Source organism: Clostridium sp. DSM 8431, from assembly GCF_900116755.1.
Lineage (GTDB): Bacteria > Bacillota > Clostridia > Clostridiales > Clostridiaceae > Clostridium.
This window is the reverse complement of the sequence record NZ_FPBY01000005.1, coordinates 18,610-44,839: the sequence shown is the minus strand read 5'-3', so window position 1 is coordinate 44,839 and position 26,230 is coordinate 18,610. Positions and strand designations below refer to the sequence as shown.

General features: G+C 29.6%; 24 protein-coding genes, 1 pseudogene and 1 other annotated feature. Of the genes and pseudogenes, 4 read left to right on the top strand and 21 right to left on the bottom strand.

From position 1 onward, the window contains the following. Nucleotides 1-183, bottom strand: a 183-nt coding sequence (locus BM384_RS18090; protein ID WP_242945921.1) for a transposase, incomplete at its 3' end; no start/stop codon positions are given. 287 nt (nucleotides 184-470) lie between these two features. Here BM384_RS18090 and BM384_RS01120 point away from each other — a divergent pair. Then, nucleotides 471-1,352 (top strand): 3D domain-containing protein, encoded by an 882-nt coding sequence (locus BM384_RS01120; protein ID WP_090009846.1) that lies wholly within the window; start codon nucleotides 471-473, stop codon nucleotides 1,350-1,352. A 68-nt stretch (nucleotides 1,353-1,420) separates the two neighbouring features. Here the strand turns inward: BM384_RS01120 and sigF are convergent, their stop codons facing one another. The 7 genes and pseudogenes from sigF to BM384_RS01085 form a co-directional block, all read right to left on the bottom strand. Continuing rightward, a complete protein-coding gene (sigF, locus tag BM384_RS01115; RefSeq protein ID WP_090009843.1) occupies nucleotides 1,421-2,179 on the bottom strand; it encodes an RNA polymerase sporulation sigma factor SigF in 759 nt (252 codons plus the stop codon). Between the two features lie 11 nt (nucleotides 2,180-2,190). After that, the gene (gene spoIIAB, locus BM384_RS01110) at nucleotides 2,191-2,622 is read right to left on the bottom strand and encodes an anti-sigma F factor (RefSeq protein WP_090009840.1); all 432 of its coding nucleotides are present in this window, start codon (nucleotides 2,620-2,622) and stop codon (nucleotides 2,191-2,193) included. A gap of 15 nt (nucleotides 2,623-2,637) precedes the next feature. Continuing rightward, nucleotides 2,638-2,973 (bottom strand): anti-sigma F factor antagonist, encoded by a 336-nt coding sequence (spoIIAA, locus tag BM384_RS01105; protein ID WP_090009837.1) that lies wholly within the window; start codon nucleotides 2,971-2,973, stop codon nucleotides 2,638-2,640. A 183-nt stretch (nucleotides 2,974-3,156) separates the two neighbouring features. Next, nucleotides 3,157-5,439 (bottom strand): AAA family ATPase, encoded by a 2,283-nt coding sequence (locus BM384_RS01100; RefSeq protein WP_090009852.1) that lies wholly within the window; start codon nucleotides 5,437-5,439, stop codon nucleotides 3,157-3,159. A 137-nt stretch (nucleotides 5,440-5,576) separates the two neighbouring features. Further along, a complete protein-coding gene (gene trpB / locus BM384_RS01095; RefSeq protein WP_090009834.1) occupies nucleotides 5,577-6,740 on the bottom strand; it encodes a tryptophan synthase subunit beta in 1,164 nt (387 codons plus the stop codon). A 66-nt stretch (nucleotides 6,741-6,806) separates the two neighbouring features. After that, nucleotides 6,807-7,055 (bottom strand) — a binding site (T-box leader). Between the two features lie 61 nt (nucleotides 7,056-7,116). Continuing rightward, on the bottom strand, nucleotides 7,117-8,160 hold the full coding sequence (locus BM384_RS01090; RefSeq protein WP_090009830.1) for a DNA polymerase IV: 1,044 nt from the start codon (nucleotides 8,158-8,160) through the stop codon (nucleotides 7,117-7,119). A gap of 8 nt (nucleotides 8,161-8,168) precedes the next feature. Then, nucleotides 8,169-9,119, bottom strand: a pseudogene (locus BM384_RS01085) (DUF4003 family protein). Between the two features lie 525 nt (nucleotides 9,120-9,644). On the opposite strand from BM384_RS01085, the gene BM384_RS01075 reads away from it, so the two are divergent. Together BM384_RS01075 and BM384_RS01070 are read left to right on the top strand one after the other, a co-directional pair. Continuing rightward, the gene (locus BM384_RS01075; protein WP_090009822.1) at nucleotides 9,645-10,184 is read left to right on the top strand and encodes a QueT transporter family protein; all 540 of its coding nucleotides are present in this window, start codon (nucleotides 9,645-9,647) and stop codon (nucleotides 10,182-10,184) included. A 200-nt stretch (nucleotides 10,185-10,384) separates the two neighbouring features. Continuing rightward, a complete protein-coding gene (locus tag BM384_RS01070; RefSeq protein WP_090009819.1) occupies nucleotides 10,385-10,795 on the top strand; it encodes a hypothetical protein in 411 nt (136 codons plus the stop codon). A 52-nt stretch (nucleotides 10,796-10,847) separates the two neighbouring features. Here the strand turns inward: BM384_RS01070 and BM384_RS01065 are convergent, their stop codons facing one another. Then, entirely contained in the window at nucleotides 10,848-13,391 is a 2,544-nt protein-coding gene (locus BM384_RS01065) for a calcium-translocating P-type ATPase, PMCA-type (RefSeq protein WP_090009816.1), read from the bottom strand. A gap of 169 nt (nucleotides 13,392-13,560) precedes the next feature. Between BM384_RS01065 and BM384_RS01060 the strand changes: the two genes are divergently transcribed. Further along, complete coding sequence (locus tag BM384_RS01060; RefSeq protein ID WP_090009814.1) at nucleotides 13,561-15,201, top strand: putative manganese-dependent inorganic diphosphatase; 1,641 nt, start codon at nucleotides 13,561-13,563, stop codon at nucleotides 15,199-15,201. Between the two features lie 43 nt (nucleotides 15,202-15,244). Here BM384_RS01060 and BM384_RS01055 read toward each other — a convergent pair whose 3' ends face one another. The 12 genes from BM384_RS01055 to BM384_RS01000 all read right to left on the bottom strand — a co-directional run bounded on the left by BM384_RS01055 (nucleotide 15,245) and on the right by BM384_RS01000 (nucleotide 26,230). Further along, nucleotides 15,245-16,012 (bottom strand): flagellar hook-basal body complex protein, encoded by a 768-nt coding sequence (locus tag BM384_RS01055; RefSeq protein ID WP_090009810.1) that lies wholly within the window; start codon nucleotides 16,010-16,012, stop codon nucleotides 15,245-15,247. Between the two features lie 22 nt (nucleotides 16,013-16,034). Further along, a complete protein-coding gene (locus tag BM384_RS01050) occupies nucleotides 16,035-16,802 on the bottom strand; it encodes a flagellar hook-basal body complex protein (RefSeq protein WP_090009807.1) in 768 nt (255 codons plus the stop codon). A 197-nt stretch (nucleotides 16,803-16,999) separates the two neighbouring features. Beyond that, entirely contained in the window at nucleotides 17,000-17,446 is a 447-nt protein-coding gene (locus BM384_RS01045; protein ID WP_090009804.1) for a DUF6115 domain-containing protein, read from the bottom strand. Nucleotides 17,447-17,461: 15 nt separating this feature from the next. Further along, on the bottom strand, nucleotides 17,462-18,187 hold the full coding sequence (locus BM384_RS01040) for a FliA/WhiG family RNA polymerase sigma factor (protein WP_090009801.1): 726 nt from the start codon (nucleotides 18,185-18,187) through the stop codon (nucleotides 17,462-17,464). 50 nt (nucleotides 18,188-18,237) lie between these two features. Next, complete coding sequence (locus BM384_RS01035) at nucleotides 18,238-18,828, bottom strand: flagellar brake protein (protein ID WP_090009798.1); 591 nt, start codon at nucleotides 18,826-18,828, stop codon at nucleotides 18,238-18,240. A gap of 10 nt (nucleotides 18,829-18,838) precedes the next feature. Then, nucleotides 18,839-19,699, bottom strand: coding sequence for a MinD/ParA family protein (locus tag BM384_RS01030; protein WP_090009795.1), 861 nt, complete (start codon nucleotides 19,697-19,699; stop codon nucleotides 18,839-18,841). After that, nucleotides 19,693-20,838, bottom strand: coding sequence for a flagellar biosynthesis GTPase FlhF (flhF, locus tag BM384_RS01025; RefSeq protein WP_090009793.1), 1,146 nt, complete (start codon nucleotides 20,836-20,838; stop codon nucleotides 19,693-19,695). Before flhF ends, BM384_RS01030 begins: the two co-directional genes overlap by 7 nt. Nucleotide 20,839: 1 nt before the next feature. Next, nucleotides 20,840-22,906, bottom strand: a complete 2,067-nt coding sequence (flhA, locus tag BM384_RS01020) for a flagellar biosynthesis protein FlhA (RefSeq protein WP_090009790.1) — start codon at nucleotides 22,904-22,906, stop codon at nucleotides 20,840-20,842. Nucleotides 22,907-22,943: 37 nt separating this feature from the next. Then, nucleotides 22,944-24,782, bottom strand: a complete 1,839-nt coding sequence (locus BM384_RS01015) for a fused FliR family export protein/FlhB family type III secretion system protein (RefSeq protein ID WP_090009787.1) — start codon at nucleotides 24,780-24,782, stop codon at nucleotides 22,944-22,946. Nucleotides 24,783-24,795: 13 nt separating this feature from the next. Then, nucleotides 24,796-25,065 carry a flagellar biosynthesis protein FliQ gene (gene fliQ, locus BM384_RS01010; RefSeq protein ID WP_090009785.1) on the bottom strand — a complete coding sequence of 90 codons (270 nt, stop codon included), beginning with the start codon at nucleotides 25,063-25,065 and terminating at the stop codon, nucleotides 24,796-24,798. 12 nt (nucleotides 25,066-25,077) lie between these two features. Beyond that, nucleotides 25,078-25,851 (bottom strand): flagellar type III secretion system pore protein FliP, encoded by a 774-nt coding sequence (fliP, locus tag BM384_RS01005; RefSeq protein ID WP_090009783.1) that lies wholly within the window; start codon nucleotides 25,849-25,851, stop codon nucleotides 25,078-25,080. Further along, nucleotides 25,835-26,230 (bottom strand): flagellar biosynthetic protein FliO, encoded by a 396-nt coding sequence (locus BM384_RS01000; protein WP_090009780.1) that lies wholly within the window; start codon nucleotides 26,228-26,230, stop codon nucleotides 25,835-25,837. The genes fliP and BM384_RS01000 overlap by 17 nt, the downstream gene beginning before the upstream one ends.

Sequence of the window (26,230 nt, the reverse complement as noted above, 5' to 3'; positions counted from 1 at the left end):
ATAATTACCTGATCCTCTAGTAGGGACTTCACCATCATTAATATCTGCTTTCTTAACCCAATCCCCAAGAGTAGAAGCAGCTATTCCTAAATTAGTAGCACATCTTTTCATATTCAAATTTTTATGTTCATGATAGTATCTTACTGCATTTTCTTTAAATTCCTTATCATACTGTTTACTCATTTCAATTCCTCCAATTCATCATATCTTTATTATAACTCTTTTTGAGAAATATCCACTTTTAACTTGTACTATTTATATTCTAGCTCCAATCTGGTAAGCTAAAAGAATTAGATGCAGAACTGGTACAGACAAATAAAGAAATTGCTGATCTTGAGTCGTCTATTGCAAATAACCAGGCTTCAATCGAAGAAAATCAAAGACAAATCGAAAATGCTGAATCAAAGATTTCTTCTTTAAAAGATGAAATTGCAGAAAGTGAAAATATACTTGCTACAAGACTTAGAGAAATGTATAAGAACAACGGTTTTTCAGCCGTAAATTATATTTCATTTCTTTTTGACTCAAAAGATTTATCTGATTTAATTGATAGGTTTACAGCTTGTACTGTTATAATTAATGAAGATAACAAATTAATTAGTGGCTTAAATCAAAAAGTAACACAAGAAAATGATACAAAGGAACTTATTGCTTCAAAAAAATTAGAATTAGAGAATTTAAATGAAGAAAATAAGAGCAAACTTAATGAAGTAAATGAAAAGAAAGCTTCTCAAGAAGTTGTAAAAAAGGAACTTGAAGATGAACAATCTCGTTTAAGTGAAACTATCACTCAAAATGAAATTGCATTAATAAGTAGTGAAATAAGCACTATTGATTCAAGTTCTAATAGAACAGCTCTGCAAAATGCAGTAACTTCTATAAAAGCAAAGCTTCCTCAATTTACAATGGCTGGAGCAATAAACAAAGCTAACGATTATATTAGTAAAGGAAATGAGAAGATAGCTTCTCTCCCAGTAGAGACAAGCCCTCCTGCTTCTTCAGGATCTTCAAGTTCCTCTAGCTCTTCTAGTTCACTTATATCTTATTCTAATCCACCATCACAAGATAGGATTGCAAGAACACTTAAAGTTCAAGCTACTGCATACACTGGTGACGGAGTTACAGCTACTGGAACAAAACCTGTAAGAATTCCTTCTGGTATGAGTAGTATAGCTGTTGATCCAAGTGTAATACCTCTTAACTCAACAGTTTATGTTGAAGGATATGGTTATGCCATTGCTACTGATACTGGTGGAGCTATAAAAGGTTCAATAATTGATTTATATATGAATTCAGAAAGCGATTGTAAAGCATGGGGTAGAAGAAATGTAACTGTATATGTATTAAAATAGTTTAATTCTATCCACTAAAAAAAGAACGTATTTTATTAGGAAAATAGCTAATAAATACGTTCTTTTTATTATGATTCATTTAATTTTTCTCTCATTAAAATCAATACTTTCTTCTCTATTCTAGATACCTGCACTTGACTTATTCCAAGCATTTTAGCAACTTCCACCTGTGTTTTATCCTTAAAATACCTAAGCATTATTATCTGTCTTCCCTTTTCATCAATGCTACGTAAAGCTTCCTTTAATGCTATTTTATCAATCATTTTTTCATCATCTTCAGCTTTTTCAGAAATTTTGTCAATAAGAAGAACTGGTGCTCCATCATCCTTATGAATAGTATCGTATAAATATTGAAGACTATTTAAAGATTCAAGGGCCTGAACAATATCTTCTTTTTCAATTCCTGAATACTCTGAAAGCTCATCAATAGTTGGCTCTCTATTTAATTTAACCGTAAGCTTCTGCTTATCAAAATGTAGTTTTTTAGCTAATGATTTTATATTTCTACTTACCTTAATCATTCCATCATCTCTTAAGAAACGTTTGATTTCACCCATAATCATTGGAACTGCATAAGTAGAAAACTTAACATTAAATTTAACATCAAAGTTATTTATAGCCTTAACAAGACCAATACACCCTATTTGAAATATATCATCATATTCATAGCCACGGTTTAAAAACTTTTTACTAATAGAAGATACTAAAGGAAGATTCATTTCTATCATTCTATTTAAAGCATCTTTATTCCCTTCTTTAGCTAAAGGTAGAAGCTGTGAGTTATCTTCATAGTTAAACTCTTCTTTCTCAAAATTCCCTCTATCCATACCATATCCACCTAACCTATAGAATTAAACTTCTTTTTTAAGATTACCTTTGTACCTTCTCCCTTTGAACTAACAATCTCCATACTATCCATGAAAGTTTCCATAACAGTAAAACCCATTCCCGATCTCTCTAAATCAGGTCTTGATGTATATAAAGGCTCCTTTGCCTTATCTATATCTTCTATACCTTTACCATAATCAATAATAGTAATAGTTGCTTCATTTTTGTAAAGAGCAGCTTCTATCACTACTTTTTCATCTTCCTTTCCTTCATAGCCATGTATTATGGAATTTGTAACTGCTTCTGATACTGCAGTTTTTACATCACTTATCTCATCTAATGTAGGATCTAGCTGAGAGATAAAAGCTGATACAGCCACTCTTGCAAACCCTTCATTTTGAGATTTGCTTTCAAATTCAATTTTTACCTTGTTATCATACATGAAAAAACCCCTCCATTAAATACGCTTTAGTGCTTCTTCTACATCCTTACAACAATTAATTATCTTAAATAATCCTGATAATTCAAAAACTTTATAAATACCCTTTTTTAATCCTGCTATATATAGCTTTCCATCCCTTTGTGATATTTTTTTAAATCTTCCTACAACAACACCTATACCTGAACTATCCATAAAACTTACACTCGAAAAATCCATAATTATTTTTTTTATGTTTTCTCTTTCTATTCTATCATCAATTTTCACCCTAACCTCTTCAGCACTATGATGATCTAATTCTCCAATTAATCTAATAATTATCTTATCTTCTACTTTATCAAACTTTAAATTCATATAAATTTTACCCTAAAGCTTTATTTAGAGTTCATACCTCCTCCCTCTCTTCTTTTCCATATTTTATCATATATGTTAAGTTTGAGTCAACTGTATAGAATATTAATTACATTTAATGGATAATATCTAAAAATAACAAGCGAAGCTTGTTGAAAACCACAAAACAAGCTTCGCTTACTAATTTTAAGACTTATATTTTTCTATTTCACTAAATATAATTTTATAAAACTCTTCTATGCTATCACTTTTATCTAAAATCATAACCTCTATAGCATCATTTATATTATCCATTGTATAGATGTGAAAATCTCCATCTACAATAGCCTTTTCCACTTCAGGCTTTAATACAATATCATCTTTATTTGAAGAGGGAATTAAAACTCCTATTCCTTTAGTTTTATTTTTCAAAGTACAGGCCTTATAAAACCCTTCAATTTTTTCATTAACTCCACCAATTGGTTGAACTTCTCCAAATTGATTTATAGAACCTGTTACTGCAATATTTTGTCTTATCCCCTTTTTAGACAATGCAGATAATATACATAGCATTTCAGAAACAGATGCACTATCTCCATCTATACTTCCATAGGTCTGCTCAAAGCTTAAATGAAAGTCTACAGGAAGCTTTTTATAAGAATTTACAATATTAGATAGTAATCCTGAAAGAATATTAACTGATTTTCTATGAATACTTCCAGACAAATTACTTTCATTTTGAATATCTATAATCTTTCCATCTCCTGCACATGCAATGCAAGTTACTCTCATAGGCTTTCCAAAAGAATAGTATCCAGAATTAAGTACTGCTAAAGCATTAATACTTCCTATACTCTTTCCTTCAACAGACAAAATTATTTTGTCATCCTTATACATATCCATTATTTCATTTTCAATTACTTCTTCTTCATAAATTATTTTATTAACTTCCTTACCTGCAATCTTATTCAAATCTTTATTCTCACTTTTAGCAAGGAGTAATATTTTATCAATATACTTTTCTTCAACACTTATCTTATTTCTATTTCCAGATATTCTTGATAAATATTTTATAATTTCTTTAATAGCTTCATCATCTATATCTTTTATTCCATACTTTTCTGCTCTTTTTATTATATACTCTTTTACATCATTACTTTCTATATCTTCGCTTCTAAAATCAGTAGGAATTTCTACCCTTAAAGAAAATAAATTTTTAAAGTCTTCATCTGCATTATATAAAATATCATAACTTTCATAATCACCAATTATTATAACCTTAACATTAATAGGAATAGCCTCTGGCTTTAATCCACTTATAGATAGGATATCAAGATAGTTTTTGCCTGAATCTATATTAACCTTTTCTGTTATTAATGTCTTTTTTAAAGCATGATAGCTATATACATTATTAATAAGCTGACTAAGTCTTAGTATAATACATCCACCATTAGCCATAATAAGACTTCCAGGTGTTATTAAAGATAATTCACTTGTATATGCTCCGTTATGACTTTCATATTCAATATTACCCATAAGATTTGTTATACTAGGATCTTCTTCATATATAACTCTTGGATGATTATAGTTTGTATTATCTACAAAAACAGAAATATCATATTTATTTATAATATCATTTATAGTACCTTCGTCATCTTCAATATTAATAGAATAACAGTCAACTAATTCTTTCTCTATATTAAAAAACAATTCTTCAAGATATTCATATGCATCATCGTCTGTTATAAAACTTAATAGACAATTTTCTTTATCTTCTTGAAGTTCAGTATCTAAATATTCTCTATAAATATCCTTAAGCTTATTTATAGAACCTAATTCAATATTTTTAAGTTTTTCAAGGACAACTTCAGCTTTTTTCTTTAAAACAGTAGCTTTTTCTATAATAGAATCCTTATTACTGCTAGATAGCTCATCATATTCCTTTTCAGTCATGGCTTCTCCCTCATTTAGAGGAATAAAAGCAAAGCCTCCTGTTGTAGCCTTTACATCAAAGCCTCCCTTTTTAGCCATTTCTACAAGTTCTCCAACATAGCTACTCCTTTTACTATGAATTTCTTCAATAATTGTATCCTTCTCGGATTCTGACGAAGTATTATAAAACTCCATGGCAGCTTGAAAATAACTATTTTTTATATCTTCAACAGCTTCTTTAAGTTCTTTTCCCTTTCCATTACTTAAAAATACTGGTCTTGGTTTTTTTATATCTTCAATGCTAACATAACAAATGTCATAAGGAGCGCTAAAATCTTTATACATATTTTCAATAAAAGAGCATAAATATTCAACCTTCTCTTTAGAAAAAGATTCTATAAGATATAAATTATATCCTTGGTCTTTAATATTTATTGCTCTTTTTATTTTCTCATATGCTGAAGATATTTTTTTTATATTTCTAATCTGCCCTTCACCTTTTGCATCCTTAAAATCAACATTAAATAATACTTCCCTTGGAGTTAACTCTTTCTTCATAAATAATCTTCCCCACTTAAAAAACTGCAAAGAGCAGTCTTAGTCAAGCAGTTCCCTCCTTATACGTTATATATTATATTAATATTCCTTTAGGGTGTATTTAGATAATACTTTTTATAAATTAATTGTAAAAAATATCAAATTTTATCCATTAATTCTTCTACATCCTTATCTCCTCTTCCAGATAGTGTTACAATAATATAATCATCTTTACTATATTCCTTTGCACATTTAACTGCATGAGATACTGCATGTGAACTTTCAATAGCTGGAATAATTCCTTCAAGCCTTGATAATAGCTTAAATGCTTCTAAGGCTTCTGTATCAGTACAAGGTACATATTTTGCTCTTCCTATTTCTCTTAAATAAGCATGTTCTGGTCCTACCCCTGGATAATCAAGCCCTGCTGAAATTGAATAAGCTTCTTTAGCTTCTCCCTTTTCATCAACTAAACACATACTCTTCATACCATGAATAACTGCCACTTCCCCATTTGCCATAGATGCTGCATTCATATCTGAATTAAGACCTTTTCCTGCTGCTTCTACACCTATAAGTTCAACATCCTTTTCATCAATAAAATCTGCAAAAGTTCCTATACAGTTACTTCCACCTCCAACACAAGCTACTACTGCTTTGGGAAGTTTTCCTTCTGCTTCTATCCCTTGTCTTTTAGCTTCTACACTTATTACCTTTTGGAACTCTTTAACCATTGCTGGATATGGATGTGGTCCTACTGCTGATCCTAGAACATAAAAATTATCTTCAATTCCTTCAATCCATTTTCTAAGTGCTAAATCAACAGCTTCCTTTAATGTTTTTGTTCCTTCAGTAGCTGGTACAACTTTAGCCCCTAAAAGTTCCATTCTAAAAACATTAAGAGCCTGTCTTCTCATATCCTCTTCACCCATGTAAACAGTACATTTCATTCCCATAAGTGCTGCTACTGTAGCTGTTGCTACTCCATGCTGTCCTGCTCCAGTTTCTGCTATTACCTTCTTTTTCCCCATTCTCTTTGCTAAGAGCATTTGTCCTAAAACATTATTTATTTTGTGTGCCCCAGTATGATTTAAATCTTCTCTCTTTAAGTATATCTTGCATCCGCCTGCATATTCTGTAAGTCTTTCAGCAAAATATAAAGGATTTTCTCTTCCTACATACTGCTTTAAATAATAATTATATTCCTTTATAAATTCTGAGTCATCTTTATATCTTAAAAATGCTTCTTCTAAGTCATTTAATGCTTCTAATACCTTATTATCTACAAATTGTCCCCCATATTGTCCATAAAATTTTTCCATAATAATTTACCCCCTGCTTATTGCCTGTCTTAATTTTAATAATAAAAAAAGCATACCATCCCTTAACTTAGGGACGATGTGCTCGTGGTGCCACCCATATTTAGAAATAACATATAGTTATTTCCCTTATTTTTAGTACATATAATACTTCACCAAAATAACGCTTGGAAACGTCAGAAGCTACTTTTTTAATAATTTCACAACTGCATCTACTAAAGCCCACTTCCTTAAAACTTCCTGTTCCGGACCTTTCACCAAATGCCGGCTCGCTTTGACATTCACGTAATAAGTACTCTCTTTAGTCATTGACTTTTTTATATTTGTTATTATTATATTTTTCATCCCTTAATTTGTCAACATTTTTTGTAAATTTTAATTAAAAAAGGCTTAATTGTTCTATATTTCCTTCTTTTAAAGAAGATACACTTATACCTATAAGTCTTAATTCTTCGTCAATTTGTTCTGACATTAAAATTTCTTTAGCAACAGAATATATTTCTTCTGCTGAACTTACATAATCATTTAAAGTTCTACTTCTTGTGTGACTTTCAAATTCCCCAGTCTTATATTTAAGAGTAACTGTTTTTCCACTCCAACTATTATTAATTAATATGCCACTTATCTCACACGCAAATTTCTTAATATACCCTAATAATTCTTCTTTATCTACAGTATTTATCTTTAAAGTTCTTTCTTTTCCAACAGATTTTCTTTCCCTAACCGGCTCAACTTTTCTATTATCAATACCTCTAATTCTATGATATATTTCGCTTCCCATCTTTCCCATGTTTTCTTTCATGTAATCTTCTGAAAGCTGGTACATATCTTCTATTGTAAATATACCTATATTATTCAATTTTTCAACAGACTTTTTTCCAATACCAAAAACCTTAGATACAGGAAGAGGGAATAAAATATCTGGAACCATAGTTTCATCTATAACCATAATTCCATTAGGTTTATTCCAATCAGAAGCTAATTTAGCTAAAAACTTATTATAAGATATTCCTATAGATAAGGTTAATCCTAACTTTCTTCTCACCTCATCTTTTATAAACTTTGCTGCCTCTTCTCCTGTAAAAGAGCTTTCTGTTATATCTAAAAATGCTTCATCTATTGATAAGCCTTCCACCTGATTGGTTACCATATGAAATATTTTAAATACTTCATTTGAAACTTCTTTATATCTCCCATATCTTACAGGCAGAAAGATTCCTCTTGGACACTTTTCTCTAGCTAAAAATATTGGCATTGCTGAATGTACTCCAAATTTTCTTGCTTCATAAGAACAAGTACTTACAACTCCTCTTTCACCTGTCCCCCCTACTATTACTGGTTTTCCTTTAAGTCTTGGATTATCTTTCACCTCAACTGAAGCAAAAAAAGCATCCATATCTACATGTAAAATAACTCTATCCATAAACTTTTCTAAGCTAATACCTCATCGAATATCCCTTGATTTTTACTTACAATAAGAGAATATACTCCCTTTGAGAATAGCTCATACATATACCTCTTCTCCTTACATTTTCTATTACCTTCAAGAATCATTAATGCTATAAAGAATCTAAAACCTTTATCCATATAAAATTCATATTCAGATTCTTCTTCACATAAATAATCAATTACTTCATTAATCTTATTTATAAATTCAGTATGATTATGCTCTTTATAACTAACACCTAATAAAGGTAAAAACTGATGTCCTATTTTCATATTATCTTCTTCTAACTTATTAAAAAGGTTCTTAATATTATCATAGGCCCAATCATTACTATTTAGCATTAAAGTCATACTTAATGCTTGAATACTATTTTTTGAAAGATTGTCTATTTTACCATAATCCCTAAATATATCTTCCATATACGTCAAAACAAATTCAGAATCTACTTCTCCAATAGCAAGAAGTGCACATTCCAAATAATCTTCATGATTAGTTACATTTTTATATCTACTCCTGATGGTTTCATAAATTTCTCTCATTTTTTTTAGTTTTGAATCTCTATTTTCCTTTTTAACATACTTAACCATAGTATAGCTAGCAAGTACAAGATACTGACTTTCTCTAAAATTAAGATCCATTAATTTTTCATATGTTTCTAAAAGTTCTTTTATAAGATATTCTGTATTTTATTCTAAAGCAATTAAAAAGGATATTATATATAATATATCTCCTCTAAAACAAGAAATTCTTGAAGTTTCCTTCTTTAATTCACTTCTTATTTCCTTAATTTTTTTAACTGGAATATCTTCATCTCTTATTCCATATATAATAGCTGCAAAATGATTTATATAATCTCCATCATATCTTAACTCTTCTTTGGAAATTCTATAATTATATATAGTTTTATTGCATATATCTATAATCTTTTTCTTCATCATTTTTCCTCTTTTCATAATTAAAGTAAAAGTAATTCTACCTTACTACCATAAATTATACTATATTAAGCTATATTTAATCTATAATATTAACTTATCAATTATATAATAACTTACTATTATGACATATTAATAACATAAACCTAATAATTATATTAATATTTTATTAAGAATATATTATTAAATGTGCTATATTCTTGAATACTTTTAATATTCCAAATTATATCTATTGTGCTTTTTTAATATCTATTATATAATCTTATAGAAAAATAAATAGATGACAGTTCGCAAGCCTCCTGTCTCTAAATAAAACTAGGCACCTTTTTTAAAGATAATACTAGGTCTGCCTTATTTCATAAGCAGGTCTTTATTTTTTGCTAAAAATAATGAAATTTATATTTTTTTAAAGCATTAAATAAAACAAAAGAGAAATGAATCCCTATGGATTAAAAACTTAACTGGTTTTAAAAGAGATTAAGAGCTTGTTAATTGATTTAAAAAAGTTTTTTCGGAGGAGAAATCAATATGGAAACAAGTAATATACTAAAAAGAGTTGGAGTACCTGGTTTAATAAAAATAGCTTTAACAGCTGCTATATATGTAGTTGTAACTTTAGTCTTTTCAGGTATTTCTTATGGTCCTATTCAAGCTAGACCTTCAGAGTTATTAAACTTTTTAGCTTTTATAGATCCATTATATGTAGTAGGACTAACTCTTGGATGCGCTATTTCAAACCTTTATTCTTTTGGACTTATAGATGTAATTGTAGGTAGTCTTGCAACACTAATATCTACATACCTTATGTATAAAAGTAAAAGCCTTTTTGTAGCTACATTATGGCCAACAATCATAAATGCAATATTCGTTGCTGCTGAATTATTCTATGTAGCTCAGCAACCATTCTGGTTTAACTGTTTAACTGTAGGTATAGGTGAATTTTTAATTATGACTATAATAGGTTATCCATTATTTAAATTTGTACTATTTAAAAATAAGCATTTTGTAGAAGCTATAAGAATAGATTTAAATAATAAAACTTACTTAGAAAAATTAAAATCAATATAGCCCCATAAGGCATCAGTATAACAAAAAAAGATATTCTTATTAATAAATCAAATAAGAATGTCTTTTTTTTACTAATTCTATTAAATTTTCTAAAAATTAATTTATATTTCATAAAGTCACAAACTATGATATAATACCACTGATAAGGTTTAAACAACTTTAGAAATTATTTGTATTTTATATAAAGAAGGAGTTTTCAAATGAGTTTTAGAGATAAGTTCGATAAATACTTTCAAGAATCATATATGCAAAAATATGGAGACAGAATAGCTAGTACTGCAGGTACAGTAGTTTCTATAAAGTATACTAAGAAAAATTATTTTTTATTTCATAGATTAGTTGTTGATTTTGTAATAAAACCAGAAATAGGTAAAGCTATTGTTAAAGCTAGATATAAAAAGTTAAGATGGTTTAAACCTGTAGATTTTATTCAAGTTTCAGTTGGTCATAAAGTAATGATCATGGGGCTTAAAGGTGTTAAAGGCAAGAAAGACTCTGAAATACTTCAAGTTCAAAACGTTCTTAACCTAACTACTAAAAAAGATTTAATCCCTGTAGATCACTCACAATTAAAGCGTTCAAGACAACAAGCAGGAAGAATGAGATTTTAATAATAAGGCAGTAGATTTTTGGGAAATCTATTGCCTTAAATTCTGCCCTAAATTACTTTGTTTTTATTAATAGATAAATACTATTTATTAATGCTATAACACCAGAAAAACATAAAACAATCATCCATTGCCCTAAATTTAAAGCTACAGTGTGAAAAATACTCTGGAAAAATGATATATATAAAATACTACATAACATAATTATAGAAACACTTACTGCTCCTACTAAATAAGGATTAGTAAATAGCTTTATTTCAAAAATTGAATGTCTTTCTGACCTACACTCAAAAACATGAAACAACTGTGACATAACAAGAGTTGCTAAAGTTATAGTTCTACATGTATCAAGATTCATTCTATAATATCTTCCTACCATAAAAGATAATAATGTACATATACCAATAAGACTTCCTCTAACTACTATCTTTTCAGCAAGTCCTCTTGCAAAAATACCTTCATTTCTCTTTCTAGGTAACTGCCTCATAATATCATTATCTGGAGGATCTACTCCTAATGCAATGGCAGGAAGACCATCAGTTGCAAGATTTACAAATAATATTTGTATAGGTGTAAGTGGACTTGGAAGAGTAAATAAAGAGGCTAAAAACATTGTTAAAACCTCACCTAAGTTACATGATAATAGATATCTTATAAACTTTCTTATATTATCATATATAACTCTTCCCTCTTCTACAGCTGAAACTATAGTTGCAAAATTATCATCCATTAAAATCATTGAAGAGGCTTCCTTAGTTACATCAGTACCTGTTAATCCCATAGAAATACCTATATCTGCCTCCTTAATAGCTGGTGCATCATTTACACCATCTCCAGTCATTGCAACAACATTATTATTCTTTTTAAAGGCCTTAACTATCCTTAGCTTATGATCTGGTGATACCCTTGCAAATACCCTTGTTTTTAAAACCTTTTTCTTAAGCTCTCTATCATTTATTTTCTCTATTTCATCTCCAGTTATTACCTGATCTTCACTATTACATATGTTTAAAGACTTAGCAATGGCAAGAGCTGTACTTTTATGATCTCCTGTAATCATAATAGGCTTTATACCTGCAAGTTTACACTTTAATACTGCATCTCTAGCTTCATCCCTTGGAGGATCAATACTTCCTGCAATACCAATAAAAATAAGATCATTTTCTAATCTTTCATCTTTACATAAATTCTGCTCCTTATATGCTGCAGCAATACATCTTAATGCCCTTGAAGACATAAGTTCAATAGATTCATATACCTTCTTCTTCTTTTGAGGTGTTAGTGGCTTAATCTTACCATTTTCTAATATATAGCTACATCTATTTATAAGTCTTTCTGGAGCTCCTTTAACATAGCATGTATTCTTTCCCTTTTCTTCCATGATAACAGACATCATTTTTCTAGTTGAATCAAAAGGTATATCAAATATCCTTTTTGCTTTTTTAACATAAGATTCTAACTCATTAGTTTTATTAAAAAACATTTTTATTAATGCTGTCTCTGTCGGATCTCCATGAAGACACCTTTCAACACTCTTCTCCTTAAAATCATAATTACAATCATTACAATAAATAAAAGCCTTTTGTAATAATTCATAATTGTTAAGCTCACTTTTATCAAGCTCATATATGCGTTCATTTAAATAAACTTCCTTAACTGTCATTCTATTTTGTGTAAGTGTACCAGTTTTATCTGAACATATAATATTTGTACATCCTAAAGTTTCAACTGCTGGAAGCTTTCTTATTAGTGCATTTCTCTTAAGCATTCTTGATACACCTAAAGCTAAGGCTACTGTAACTATAGCTGCAAGTCCTTCAGGAATAGCTGCAACAGCAAGACTTACTCCTAAAAGAAACATTTCAGTTATATCATTACCTCTAACAATTCCTAGTGCAGTAACTAATGCACATATAACAAGACAAATAATAACAAGAATCTTTCCTAAGGATTCTAGTCTTTCTTTTAATGGCGATTTATCCTCCTTTATATTATCAAGAAGGTTTGCAATCTTCCCCATCTCTGTTTTCATACCTATTCCATCTACTTTGAATAGCCCTTTTCCTTTTAATACTGTAGTTCCCATAAAAACAGTATTCTTCTTTTTAGTATCCTTACTTACTCCTACAGATTCTCCTGTCAAAAGTGATTCATCAACCATTATTCCAGAAGACTCTATAAGAACTCCATCTGCTGGTATTCTATCACCTGCATCTAATACAACCACATCTCCTATTGTAAGATAAGATGAACTTAATATTTTTATTCTGCCATCTCTAAATACCTTACAGGTTGGTGCAGCCAAATTTTTTAATGCTTCTAAAGACTTTTCTGTTCTAAATTCCTGAACAAAACCTAAGATTGCATTTACTATTACAATGATAATTATTGTAATGGCATCAGCAGTATCTCCCATTATTCCTGAAATTATAGTAGCTCCAAGTAAAACCCATACCATAAAATCATTGAACTGAGCTAAAAATATAAAAACAGGAGAAACCTTCTTTTTATGTTGAAGCTCATTTAAACCAAATTCTTTTATTCTCTTATCAGCTTCCTTACTTGACAGTCCAGGTCCTGATGACTTTTCCTGTATCACCCTTTTTCCTCCTTAAACATAATTTATAATATATATATATTTTTATGAAAGAAACTTAGAACATAATAAAAAATGATTAATATATACTATTTATAAGTTTTCTTTACTTTTTTATTCTTTAGCCTTAAAATATAATATGTTAATTTATATTATTAAAGGAGGGTCTATTTTGAAAAATGTTATATACGTAACTGGCCACAAGAATCCTGATTCAGATTCAATTTGTGCAGCTATTGGTTACGCTGAATTAAAAAATAAGACTAGTGACATCCCTGTAATCCCTGTAAGACTTGGAAATGTAAATAGGGAAACTCAATACATACTTGACAGATTTAATATAGAAGCACCTGCATTCTTAGAAACTGTTAAACTGAAGGTAGAAGACTTAGATATCGATAAGATAAATGCTATTTCTCCTGATATTTCACTTAAAATGGCTTGGAATATAATGAGAGATAAAAATGTTAAATCTCTTCCAGTTGCAGATGCTAATGACCATCTTGTAGGTATATTATCTATTTCTAATTTAACATCTTCCTATATGGATATATGGGATAACTGTATATTAGATAAAAGTAATACTACTATAGAAAATATAATAGATACTCTATCAGCTAAGGGATTATATATAGATGAAAATAATCAAAGATTCCCTGGAAAAATAGCTGTAGCTGCTATGAAATCTGATAGTTTAAGAAAATTAGTTGATGAAGGTGATATTGCAATAGTTGGTAATAGACCTGAAATCCAAAAGGAATTAATAGATATAAAGGTTTCACTTATGGTAGTAACTGGATCTCATGAAGTTGATCCTGAAGTTATAGAAGCTGCCAAGAAAGCTGGAGTTAATGTTATAAGCACTCCTCATGATTCCTTCACTACATCTAGACTTATCATTCAAAGTATTCCTGTAAGCTATGTAATGGCTAAGGAAAACTTAGTATCTTTCTCTGAAGATGAATTAGTTGACGATATTAAGCAAACAATGATAGAAACTAGATTTAGAAGTTACCCTGTAACTGATAGAGACGGTAAGGTTATTGGAACAATTTCAAGATTCCACTTAATCTCAAACTTCAAAAAGAAAGTTATTCAAGTTGATCATAATGAGAGAGGTCAATCAGTAGATGGATTAGATGAAGCTGAAGTTCTTGAAATAATAGATCACCATAGAATTGCTGATGTATTAACTAACAATCCAATTTACTTTAGAAATGAACCTCTTGGAAGTTCATCAACTATAGTAGCTAAATGTTTCTTTGAACAAGGATTAAATCCATCAAAAGAAGCTGCTGGAGCTTTATGTGGAGCAATAATTTCAGATACATTATTATTCAGAAGCCCAACTTGTACAGAACAAGACATTACTATATGCAAAAAGTTAGCTGAAATCGCTGGAATCTCTAGCTTAGATGAATTTGCAAAAGAAATGTTTAAAGCTGGTACTTCTCTTCAAGGTAAAACAGTTGATGAAATATTTAACTCTGACTTTAAACCATTCTCAATGGGTAATATGAAAGTTGGTATTTCTCAAGTTAATACAATGGATATAGAAGGATTCATGCCTTTAAAAGAAGAAATGCTTAACTATATGAATAAGAAAGCTGACGAAGGTTCGTTTGATACAATGTTATTACTTTTAACTGATATCTTAAATGAAGGTTCTCAAATATTAGCAGTTGGTAATACAGATGTTATAGAAAAAGCTTTCAATGTAACTTTAGAAGATGAAACAGCTTTCCTTCCTGGTGTTCTATCAAGAAAGAAACAAGTTGTTCCACCATTAACTAGCTATATAAATACTTTATAATATAAAAAAAGCTGCTCCAATTTTGGAACAGCTTTTTTTATTATTATCTAATATTATTTATCATTTTCCACATTTCATCTGAAGTAGTAATTCCCTTACCAGCCATTTGATATGCTCTTTGTGCAACTATAAGGTCACTCATTTGTGATCCCATGTCTACATTAGACATCTCAAGAAATCCTTGGTACATATCTGTGTCTGTAGTTCTCTCTACTACAGCACCTTCCGTTGGTACAAAAAGATTTTCTCCAATTGATGCAAAAGATCCATCTCCTATTGCATTATAAACTGGTATTTCTCCTACTTTAGTATAGTTTTGACCCATCTTTACATACAAGTCACCATGTTTACTTATAGAAAAGTTTTCAGATGTTAAGATAACATTATTTTCAGAATATCCCTCTGCATACTCTACATTAAGTTTATTTCCAAAGCTATCTACAAGCTTTCCATAACCATCAATTTTAAAACCACCATCTCTTGTATAAGCTTCATTTCCATTTGCAGAAATAACTTTAAAATATCCTAACCCATCAAGAGCTATATCTGTACTTAATTCTGTATTTCTTAAACTTCCTTGAGTCTGATTTCTAGAAACATCAACGGATCTTGTACCTGTTCCTATTACCATGTTTTCTTTATTAGTTTTATACCCTTGTCTATTTAATGATTCAGACATTAAGTCTTTAAAAGCTACATCAACAGATTTATAACCAGTAGTAGTGGAATTAGCTAAATTATTACTTATTGCATCCATTTTTGACTGGTATGCATTCATTCCAGTTTTACTTGTACTTAATATTCTATACATGCTCTTCTCTCCCCTTTACCCTTTATACCTTTCCAACTTTATTTGCTGCCATCTCTAAAGTATTATCAATATAAGTTACAAATTTTTGATTAGTTTCAAAATTTCTCATTACACTTATCATATCTACCATTTCATTCAATATATTTACATTTGAACTTTCTAAAAATCCTTGTTTTATATCAGGATTAATATAAGTTGGATTTTCAGTTGTAGTATAATAATTATCTCCTACTTTTTTAAGCTGAGTATAATCAGCAAAATCAGCTATAGCAAGCTTTTGTGCTGCTTGACCATTAATAACTAAATTATTTTCAGAATCTAATACATATTCTGAACCACCAACATATATTGGTTCTAAAGCTCCAGTAGCATTATTTCTTCCTAATACCTGATGCCCTGAAGTATTTACTAAATAACCTTGGTTATTTACTTTAAATTGACCATCTCTTGTATATTTTACTCCATCAGAAGTTTGAATAGCAAAAAAACCATTTCCATTAATACCAAAATCGCTTTTCTTACCTGTTTCCTTTAAATCACCTTGTTCAAAGTTTGTATTTACTTCATCCATTGCCACTCCAAAACTCATTTTGCCAAGTTTTTTAGTAGTATAAAGGTTTTTTCCAACCTTTTGTTGATTTTGAAGTAAAACTTCATCAAAGCTTTTAGTAATTAATGAATCTTTCTTATATCCCGTCGTATTGGCATTTGTCATGTTATTTACAACATTTGCTTGTTGATTTTCTGTTGCAATCATACCTGATACCGCAGTGTATAAACTTCTTATCATTTAATTCTCATCCCTTTCAAAGATTGATTTACATTCACTGTTATAATGCATACCCATATCTCTGGCTTTTTCTTCAATCTGAGCATCTGTCATAGAGCTTTTATATTTATATCCAAACATTAGTACTACACCTAAAATTAGCCCTATACCTACACCTAGTAATATTTTACTATCACATAAAAAACCAAATAATTTTTTTACTTTTTGAATAATCCTTTTACTAATTGTACTTCCCCCTTGCCAAGTGAAAGCTTCTCACAAATCTGATCTTCATTAAGTCCCATATCTAATAATTCTTTTATCTGCTGTGTTTTATTTTTAAATCTTATATCATTAATAACTCCATTTTCTGTTGTTAAAAGATAGTCCTTTTCATTTTTCTTATCAGATTCTATTTTAGAATTTTTCACATCTTTAAAATTATCGTCTTTTACACTTGTTTCCTTTAGTTCTAATATTTCTTGCTGCAATTCTAAAAGACTTTCTGCCATTTCTTTTCTAAGCTCAACAATCTTCATATCAATATCAGTTAAATCATTTTTTTTATTATCATAAACATTAGAAAAAGAACCTTTATTCTTTTTTAAGGCTTGATAATTGACTACTATAAGTATAATTCCTATTAATATAATTAATAACGGCATTTTCTAAACCTTCTTTTACATATAATTCATTGCTTTCATTTTTTCTCTTAGCTTACGTATAGCTCTACTATGAAGTTGACATACTCTAGATTCAGATACATTAAGTACTTTACCTATTTCCTTTAATGTTAACCCCTCATAATAATAAAGATTAAGCACTGTTCTATCTTTATCTTTTAAGCTTTCAATAGCTTTTGCTAATATTTCAACTTCTTCTTCTTTTTCATAGCATTGTTCAGGGCTTGGACTATTTTTATCCTCTATAATTCCCATTACAGTCATATCTTCACCATCTGAAAATATTACATCTTCAAGAGACACTACTGAAATATAATTTATGTAATTTTCAATTTCACCTATTTCACTTTTAGTTAAATTCATATACTCAGCAATTTCATCAGTTGATGGTTCTCTAAAAAGTTTCTTTTGTAAATTTTCTATGGCTTCATTATATCGATTTAATTTATCCATTGCCCCCTTAGATATTGGTCTATTCTTTCTTATTTCATCTATTATAGAACCTTTTATTCTTATTGAAGCATATGATGAAAACTTCATTCCTTTTGTTTCATCATATTTAGAAATTGCATCCATTAATCCTATCATTCCATAACTAACAAGATCTTCGTATTCCATATATTTATTCTTACCCATACTTACACGTGATGCAATATACTTTACAAGTGGTATGTATTTTGTTACTATTTGTTCTTTTCCTTCTACAATATCAAGAGTGGTCATTGACTTTTCCTCCTATATAAACCTTTATAAATTTTCTCTTTGTCTTCTCATTACCAAAATACTTCTTGAACAATTTTATCTCGCTTACTTTCCCCTAATTCATTAAATTCTATCCCATACATATATTCTTTTGAATCTATTTTTTCTATTCTTACTACTTGACTATATATCTCTAGTTCTCCCTTAACAGTCATAATCTTAACAAGCAATTTCTCGTTTATCTTGAATTCTTCATTACATTTAAACTTAATACCCCCACCGCTTAAATCTAATGCTATAGCTTTTTTCCATTTATCTTCACCATGTTTCTTATATTCTATGTCCTTAACTACAGGAACTCTAACATAATTTCTTCTTTGAACTTTCCTTAAATTATATGGTTTTGATAATATGTACATTGGAACATTATCCGCTTTATTTTTTCCTGTTATCTTCGCATCAAATTCAAAAAACTCTCCTCTATCAGTACAATACCCAAAACTTAATTCTTCACCTATATCTACAAGCAAATATTCACCTTTATTTACAGGAATACTTATGCAAAAATTTTCTTCTAACTTATCTTGAATATTATACTTATAAAGACTCTTTTCATAACTAACAACAACTATATCATTTACATTAAGATTAATTTTCTTCATTAGTTCCTCCCTAAGAAAAGAGATTAAATAACTTTTTAAACAATCCTTGAGCTCCTATTTTACTTTCTGATTTATCTCCCAAAATTTTATCAGCTATAACCTCCATAGACCTTGCAGCTTCTGAATGTGGATATGCAACAACCAGCGGAATTTGTTGCCTTACTCCTTGCACTAGTTTTCTATCATCGGCTATATTTCCTAAATACTCTACTCTTAGTGATAAAAACTTATTTACTGCTCTCTCAAATTTGTTAAATGTCTCTATTCCTTCTGCTTCTGTAAAAGTTTTATTCACTATAACCTTAGCTTTATCTTTAATTTTAAAATGATCGGTAGCTTTAATCAAACTATAAGCATCAGTCAATGATGTTGGTTCTGGTGTAGTTACTACTATTACTTCTTCAGAACAAGAAATAAAAGCTAGTACACTTCTATTAATTCCAGCACCTGTATCCATTATAATATAGTCAAACTCATTTAAATTTTCTAATTTTCTTAAAAAAATCTCTCTTTCACTATCTTGAAGGTCTTCAACTTGATTTAATCCTGAACCTCCAGGAAGCAACTTAACTCCCTCTGGTCCTTCAATTATTATTTCCTCAATTTCTCTTCCTTTAAGTACATCAAAAATATTAAACTGTGGAAAAACCCCCATTAAGACATCATCATTTCCCATTCCTATATCGGCATCAAATATTAACACCCTTTTTCCCCTTCTTTGGAGAATTATTGCTAGATTAACTACAAAATTACTTTTCCCTACTCCGCCTTTACCTGAAGTAACAGTAATTATTTTGGTTTTCTTACTAGTGTTTTCTATACTTTCTTCACCATTAACTAACTTTCTTAATCTTTCTGCTTGATCTAGCATAATGATTCCTCCCCAAAGATAAACCTAACAATTTCATCTTTATTTGGATTTCTAATATCATCTGGAACATTTTGTCCTGTTGTAATATATCTAATAGGCTTATTAGATAACTTTTCAATATTATAAAGCGCTCCGTAAACAGAAGTTTCATCTAACTTAGTTACTATTATATCATTATAATTCAGTTCTTTATATCCTTTTAAGATAATATTTATATCCTTATTTTTTGTTATTGCACTAACTACTAGACTTACACAATCTGGCTCTGCTTTTTCTATAAAAGCTCTAAGTTCTGAAATCTGCATAGAATTCTTACTACTTCTTCCTGTAGTATCTATTAAAACAACATCACAATCTTCCATAGACTTAACAGCTGCTTCCATTTCCTTAAGAGTTATTACAACTTTAAAGGGAATATTCATAATTTCTGCATATGTTTTAAGCTGTTCTACAGCACCTATTCTATAAGTATCTACTGTAATTAAACCTACCTTCTTTTTATCAATTAAAGATAACTTTCCAGCAAGCTTTGCAATAGTTGTAGTTTTTCCTACTCCAGTAGGTCCAACTAATACTACTTTTCCTTTTAGCTTAGTATTTATAATATTTATATCATCAAAAACTATTTTTTTCAAGGCAATATTAGGATCTTCACCTTCAGTCCTTTTTTTTATTTCATCATAAAATTCTAAATCAATATCTAATTCTTTCAATAAAGTTAGTATTTTATCTTCAGCATTATCTTTTTTAGTATTATTAACTACATCATTTAATAATTTTTTCATTTCATTCATCTCATTTTCAAGATGAACCATATTTGAATTAGTACTACTATCTTTATTTATACTAATCTTAGGCTCACTACTACTTTGTGCTTTAGACATAATCTTTTTCAAATTTTCTATTGAGCTATTTAAAGAATCAGAATTTTCTTCTTTTCTTATACTCGGCTTTTGATTATTCATAGATAAATTTTCAACGGCTGCAGTAACCTCTATCATCTTTCCCGAAAAGAAGCCAGCAATACCTGGCTTTCTAACTTTTCTTTGACTAATAATAACTGCATTTTTTCCAAGTTCATATCTAATTCTAGTAAGAGCTTCATTCATATTATTTGCTGTATACTTCTTAATTACCATTTTATATTGATACAACTCCTTCAGTTCTTATTTCAACATCATTAGGTACTTCATTTAATGATATTACCATCACATGTGGAAATGCCATTTCAATTAATTTTCTAAATACACATCTTATATTTGGAGATACTAATACTACTGGTTGATTGTTAAAGAAATTAACTGATTCAGTAACATTTTGTAAACTTCTAAATATACGTGTTGTTGTATCAGGATCAATTGCTGGGAATGAACCCTGCATTGATTTTTGTATGTTAGATGCAATAAGTTCTTCTATATTAGGATCTAAAGTTATAACAGTTATTGCTCTCTCTTCATTTATGATTTGATTACAGATAGTTCTTCCTAGTGCAAATCTAACATATTCAGTTAACAATTCTATGTCCTTTGTATTTCTTGAGTTATCTGCTAAAGATTCCATAATAGTTACCATATCTTTTATTGGAACCTTTTCTCTTAATAGGTTTTGTAAAACCTTTTGTAATTCCCCAATTGTCATTAAATCAGGAATTAATTCATCAACAACAGCACTATATTTTTCTCTTGTACTATCTACTATTAACTTAACTTCTTGTCTTCCAAGTAATTCATATGAATGATCCTTAATAGTTTCAGTTAAGTGTGTAACCATAACAGTTGTTGGATCAACTACTGTTAATCCCTTAATTTCTGCTTCTTCTCTTTGATCTTTATTTATCCAAACTGCTGGAAGCTTAAATGTAGGTTCTATAGTTCTTATTCCTCTCATATCTGAATTTTCACCAGTTGGATCCATACATAAAAGCATATTTGCCATAAGTTCAGCTGAAGCAACTACTGTTCCTCTTATCTTTATAACATATTCATTTGTCTTCAATTGAAGATTATCTCTAATTCTAATAGGTTGAACTACTATACCCATTGAAATTGCACACTGTCTTCTTACGGAAGCAATTCTTTGAAGTAAATCCCCTCCATTAGTTTCATCAGCAAGAGGAATTAATCCATATCCAATTTCAACTTCCATAGGCTCTACTGAAATTAAATTCATAACATTTTCAGGTTCTGTACGTTCTACCTCAATAGCTTCATTCTCTTCCATAACAGCTTCAAGTTTTTTCTTATTCTTTTCTTCTTTATTTAATAAGTAAGCTAATGACCCTGTTGCTGCTGATGCTAAAAGAAAGGGAAGCTTTGGCATACTTGGTATTAAAGCTAATAAGAACATAATAACACTTGCTATACCACATGCCACTGGGAATGAAGTTAATTGATTTGCTAATGTCTTACCAAAGTTATCTTTATTACCTGATCTAGTAACAATAATACCTGATGCAGTTGAAATTAGTAAAGCAGGAATCTGCCCAACTAAACCATCACCTACAGTAAGCTTTGTATAGGTCTGAGCAGCTGTAGCAGCATCCATACCACGCATCATAACACCAATAACTATACCTGCAATAATATTAATTGCCGTTATTATTAAACCAGCAATGGCATCCCCTTTAACGAACTTAGATGCACCATCCATAGCTCCATAAAAATCTGCTTCTGATTGAAGATCTGCTCTTCTTTCTTTTGCAGTAGCTTCATCTATAATTCCTGAGTTAAGATCTGCATCTATACTCATCTGTTTACCTGGCATTGCATCTAATGTAAATCTTGCTGATACTTCTGCAACTCTTCCTGCACCATTTGTAATAACTATAAATTGAATAATAACAATAATCAAAAATATAATTATACCAACTACATAATTTCCCTTAACAACGAAATCACCAAAGGCAGTAATTATTTTTCCTGCATCTGCTTCCGTTAATATTAATCTAGTCGAAGATACATTAAGTGCTAATCTAAAAAGTGTTGTAATAAGTAGCAACGTAGGAAATATAGATAATTGTAAGACATTTGTTGTAAACATAGTAATAAGTATTATTACTATAGCTAATGTCATATTTAATGCCAATAATACATCAAGCAGCGCTTTAGGTAATGGAATAATAATCATTAAAATAATTCCAATTACAGCAAAAGCAACTACTATATCAAGATTATTTTTAATATCAAACTTTTTATTATCAGTTGCCAAATTAATCCCATCCTTCACAATACTACACATTTATTTATTAATTTTTAAGTTTATATACCATAGCTAATATTTCTGCCACTGCCTCATACATGTCTTGTGGTATCTCTTGGTCCAATTCAACCTCTTTAAACATCATTCTAGCTAGAGGCTTATTTTCAATTATAGGTACATCATTTTCTTTTGCTATTTCTTTTATCTTTAAAGCAATTAAATCTGCACCTTTTGCTACAACTTTTGGAGCTCCTGTGACTCCTTCTTCATACTTAAGAGCTATTGCCAAATGGGTTGGGTTTGTTATAACAACCGTTGCATCTGGCACCTCAGCCATCATTCGTCTTGTAGCCATTTCTCTTTGCTTTTGCTTAATCTTACCTTTAATTTTAGGGTCCCCTTCCATCTGCTTATACTCTTCCTTTATTTCCTGTTTACTCATTCTCATGTCCTTTTGATTAAATTTATATTGTACAAAGTAATCCAAAACAGCAATTACTACTAAAATAAGCGAAATACGACTGAATATTCCCAGTATAATTTTTTTTATATTCTCCCCTAAAGAAGGTAAGTAAGAATTCGATATTTGTAATATGGAGTTATAATTATCCTTTACATAATTGTACCCTATATATGTCAAGATGCTTACAACCGCCACATTTTTTAAAAGATCTGCAGCACTTCTTTTAGAAAACATATTCTTGAATCCATTTATAGGATTTAGTTTTCCAAGTGAAGGTTTAAGACCCTCTCCTGTAAGTATAAAGCCAGTCTGCATTAAACTAGCTGTTATTCCAGCAATCATAATAGGTACAGTTACAGGCAGTACACATGTTAAACTTTGAATAATTATCTCTTTAAATATAGGACCAAGATCACTAATACTGATATCACCATACATTCCATGCTGTAACGTTTCTAACATATAGCTCTTCATATTTCCTACTATATAAGTACTAAAAGCTAATATAACAATTGTACATGTAAGCATTGTTAAGGCAAGACCTACATCTTTACTTCTAGGAACTTGTCCTTTTTTCTTCGCATCAGCTTTTCTCTTTGGTGTTGCTTCTTCTGTCTTATCTCCATCATCTGCAAAAACAATAAATAACGAAGCTGCAGGAAGACTTTTTAAAATAGTCTCTAACATATCTGGAATCATGTTTACTGCTGAAAGAAATAACTTTACAAGTATAGGTAAAAATACTGTAAAACTTATTAATCCAACTACAATCCTTACAGGCATTCCTAATATCATAACATTGATAGTTGGAACACTTCTAGATATTAATGACATAGTCAAATCTGTTATTACAGCAATCAACATAATTGGTAATGCAATCCTTACACCTATAATAAAAAATTTTATAAAGCCTTGAAGCATTATATAAAAATTATCTGTAAATACTATTGACTGTCCCACTTTAACAATATTAAAACTTGCAGTTAAACATTTTATAAGTATATGATGTCCATTTGCAACAAAAAACATTACTGCTGCAATATAATAAGACATTGTTCCTAATAATGTTGATTGAGTATTTGAATTAGGATCTACCATATTCATCATGGAAAGTCCTAATTGCATATCCATAAATCCACCTGCTGCTTTAACCACATTAAATAGTAAATTAATTATAACCCCTAAAACAGCTCCAGTCATAACTTCATTAATTATAGACATTGCTAATGAATAATTGCTATCAATAGATAAAATTACTGAACTATCGATAGTTGAAGTAATAAAATATGCAATTATCATAGCTAAAGCAACTTTAAAAACATTAGGTGTTCCTTTAGGATAAAATATTCCTACTAATAAAAAGAATGTTGACAATCTCAAAAACACTAAAAATAATGCAAGAAAGTAGGCTGTATCCACCATACTGCACTACCTCCTATGTTGAAATTTTTATAATGAGTTCAAATATTCTTTCTGTAAAACTCATTAAATTATGTAACATCCAATTTCCCAAAAGAATCCCAATGACAGCAGCACCTAAAACCTTAGGTACAAATGTTAATGTTTGTTCCTGTATTTGTGTTGTAGCTTGTAATATACTTATTAAAAGTCCTATAACCATAGCTGTAGCAAGTATTGGTGCAGAAACTTTTACTGCTGTCACTACACCTTCCTTAACTATTCCTATTACTAAACTTTCACTCATAACCTCTCACCTCTAACTAAAACTCATCACCAGTGATTTTACTAATAAATGCCATCCATCAACCATTACAAATAATAATAATTTAAATGGAAGTGAAACCATTGCTGGTGGTAACATCATCATTCCCATAGACATTAGTACACTACCTACTACTATATCAATAAGAATAAATGGAAGGTATAATAGGAAACCAATTGAAAATGCTGTTTTTAATTCACTAATTGCAAATGCAGGTACTAATATGTAAAATGGAACATCTTGTTCTGTCATTTCACTTGTATCTTCTCCTGACAACTCTACAAATAATTCTAAATCTTTTTGTCTAGTTTGTAATAATAAAAATTCTCTAAGAGGTTTTCCACCTTGTTCAATAGCTTCTTCTTGAGTAATAGTATTGTTCAAATACGGTTTAATCGCATTCTCATTTATTTGACTATATACCGGCTGCATAATGAATAAAGTTAAGAATATAGCTAGTCCGGTTAAAATTTGACTCGGAATTGATTGAGCAGCTCCAAGTGCAGTTTTTAAGAATGAAAAAACCACTACTATTCTTGTAAATGAAGTTACCATTATAATTATAGATGGCAGTAAACTCAAAACTGTGAAAAATATTAATAGTTTTATATTTGAAACATAATCATTTGAAGTTCCTGATCCTCCTACATCTATATTAACACTAGGTAAATCAACAGTTGTAGGTGCTGCATTTGCTACTACGCCGCTAATTCCAACTATAATAATGGAAAACAGAAACATTAATATCCAATTATTTCTCTTCTTCATCACGATCTTCCTTTAATTTTATTTTGCTCATAAGTAAATTAACTTTTTCCTTTGAAGAACTTAAAATTTTCTCATAAACCTTGCTCATTTCATCAAGTGATTGTTGTTTTTTACTTTCAATTTCTTCAATTTCTTCTTTTGTTATATCTTTAAGTTTTTCTGTATGTCCCGACGAAGTTAACATGACCATACCTTCATTTCCAATTCGTAATACTACAATAAAACTATCCTTAGATAATTGAGTTTTTTCAATAATTTTTATATATTTACCGCCTGTAGTTACTTTCATTCCTTTTCCTAAATACTTAAAGGTTACCCCCATTAAGCACACAATTATAATCAAAGAAACTACAAACTTAATTATATCATAAAAACCCAT

Bases quoted from the DNA above. Each gene is read 5' to 3' on its own strand.
- BM384_RS01120 (WP_090009846.1), top strand. From the start codon at position 471: ATGTATAAGAACAACGGTTTTTCAGCCGTAAATTATATTTCATTTCTT.
- sigF (WP_090009843.1), bottom strand. From the start codon at position 2,179: ATGGATAGAGGGAATTTTGAGAAAGAAGAGTTTAACTATGAAGATAAC.
- spoIIAB (WP_090009840.1), bottom strand. From the start codon at position 2,622: ATGTATGATAACAAGGTAAAAATTGAATTTGAAAGCAAATCTCAAAAT.
- spoIIAA (WP_090009837.1), bottom strand. From the start codon at position 2,973: ATGAATTTAAAGTTTGATAAAGTAGAAGATAAGATAATTATTAGATTA.
- BM384_RS01100 (WP_090009852.1), bottom strand. From the start codon at position 5,439: ATGAAGAAAGAGTTAACTCCAAGGGAAGTATTATTTAATGTTGATTTT.
- trpB (WP_090009834.1), bottom strand. From the start codon at position 6,740: ATGGAAAAATTTTATGGACAATATGGGGGACAATTTGTAGATAATAAG.
- BM384_RS01090 (WP_090009830.1), bottom strand. From the start codon at position 8,160: ATGGATAGAGTTATTTTACATGTAGATATGGATGCTTTTTTTGCTTCA.
- BM384_RS01075 (WP_090009822.1), top strand. From the start codon at position 9,645: ATGGAAACAAGTAATATACTAAAAAGAGTTGGAGTACCTGGTTTAATA.
- BM384_RS01070 (WP_090009819.1), top strand. From the start codon at position 10,385: ATGAGTTTTAGAGATAAGTTCGATAAATACTTTCAAGAATCATATATG.
- BM384_RS01055 (WP_090009810.1), bottom strand. From the start codon at position 16,012: ATGTATAGAATATTAAGTACAAGTAAAACTGGAATGAATGCATACCAG.
- BM384_RS01050 (WP_090009807.1), bottom strand. From the start codon at position 16,802: ATGATAAGAAGTTTATACACTGCGGTATCAGGTATGATTGCAACAGAA.
- BM384_RS01045 (WP_090009804.1), bottom strand. From the start codon at position 17,446: ATGCCGTTATTAATTATATTAATAGGAATTATACTTATAGTAGTCAAT.
- BM384_RS01040 (WP_090009801.1), bottom strand. From the start codon at position 18,187: ATGACCACTCTTGATATTGTAGAAGGAAAAGAACAAATAGTAACAAAA.
- BM384_RS01035 (WP_090009798.1), bottom strand. From the start codon at position 18,828: ATGAAGAAAATTAATCTTAATGTAAATGATATAGTTGTTGTTAGTTAT.
- BM384_RS01030 (WP_090009795.1), bottom strand. From the start codon at position 19,699: ATGCTAGATCAAGCAGAAAGATTAAGAAAGTTAGTTAATGGTGAAGAA.
- flhF (WP_090009793.1), bottom strand. From the start codon at position 20,838: ATGGTAATTAAGAAGTATACAGCAAATAATATGAATGAAGCTCTTACT.
- BM384_RS01015 (WP_090009787.1), bottom strand. From the start codon at position 24,782: ATGGTGGATACAGCCTACTTTCTTGCATTATTTTTAGTGTTTTTGAGA.
- fliQ (WP_090009785.1), bottom strand. From the start codon at position 25,065: ATGAGTGAAAGTTTAGTAATAGGAATAGTTAAGGAAGGTGTAGTGACA.
- fliP (WP_090009783.1), bottom strand. From the start codon at position 25,851: ATGAAGAAGAGAAATAATTGGATATTAATGTTTCTGTTTTCCATTATT.
- BM384_RS01000 (WP_090009780.1), bottom strand. From the start codon at position 26,230: ATGGGTTTTTATGATATAATTAAGTTTGTAGTTTCTTTGATTATAATT.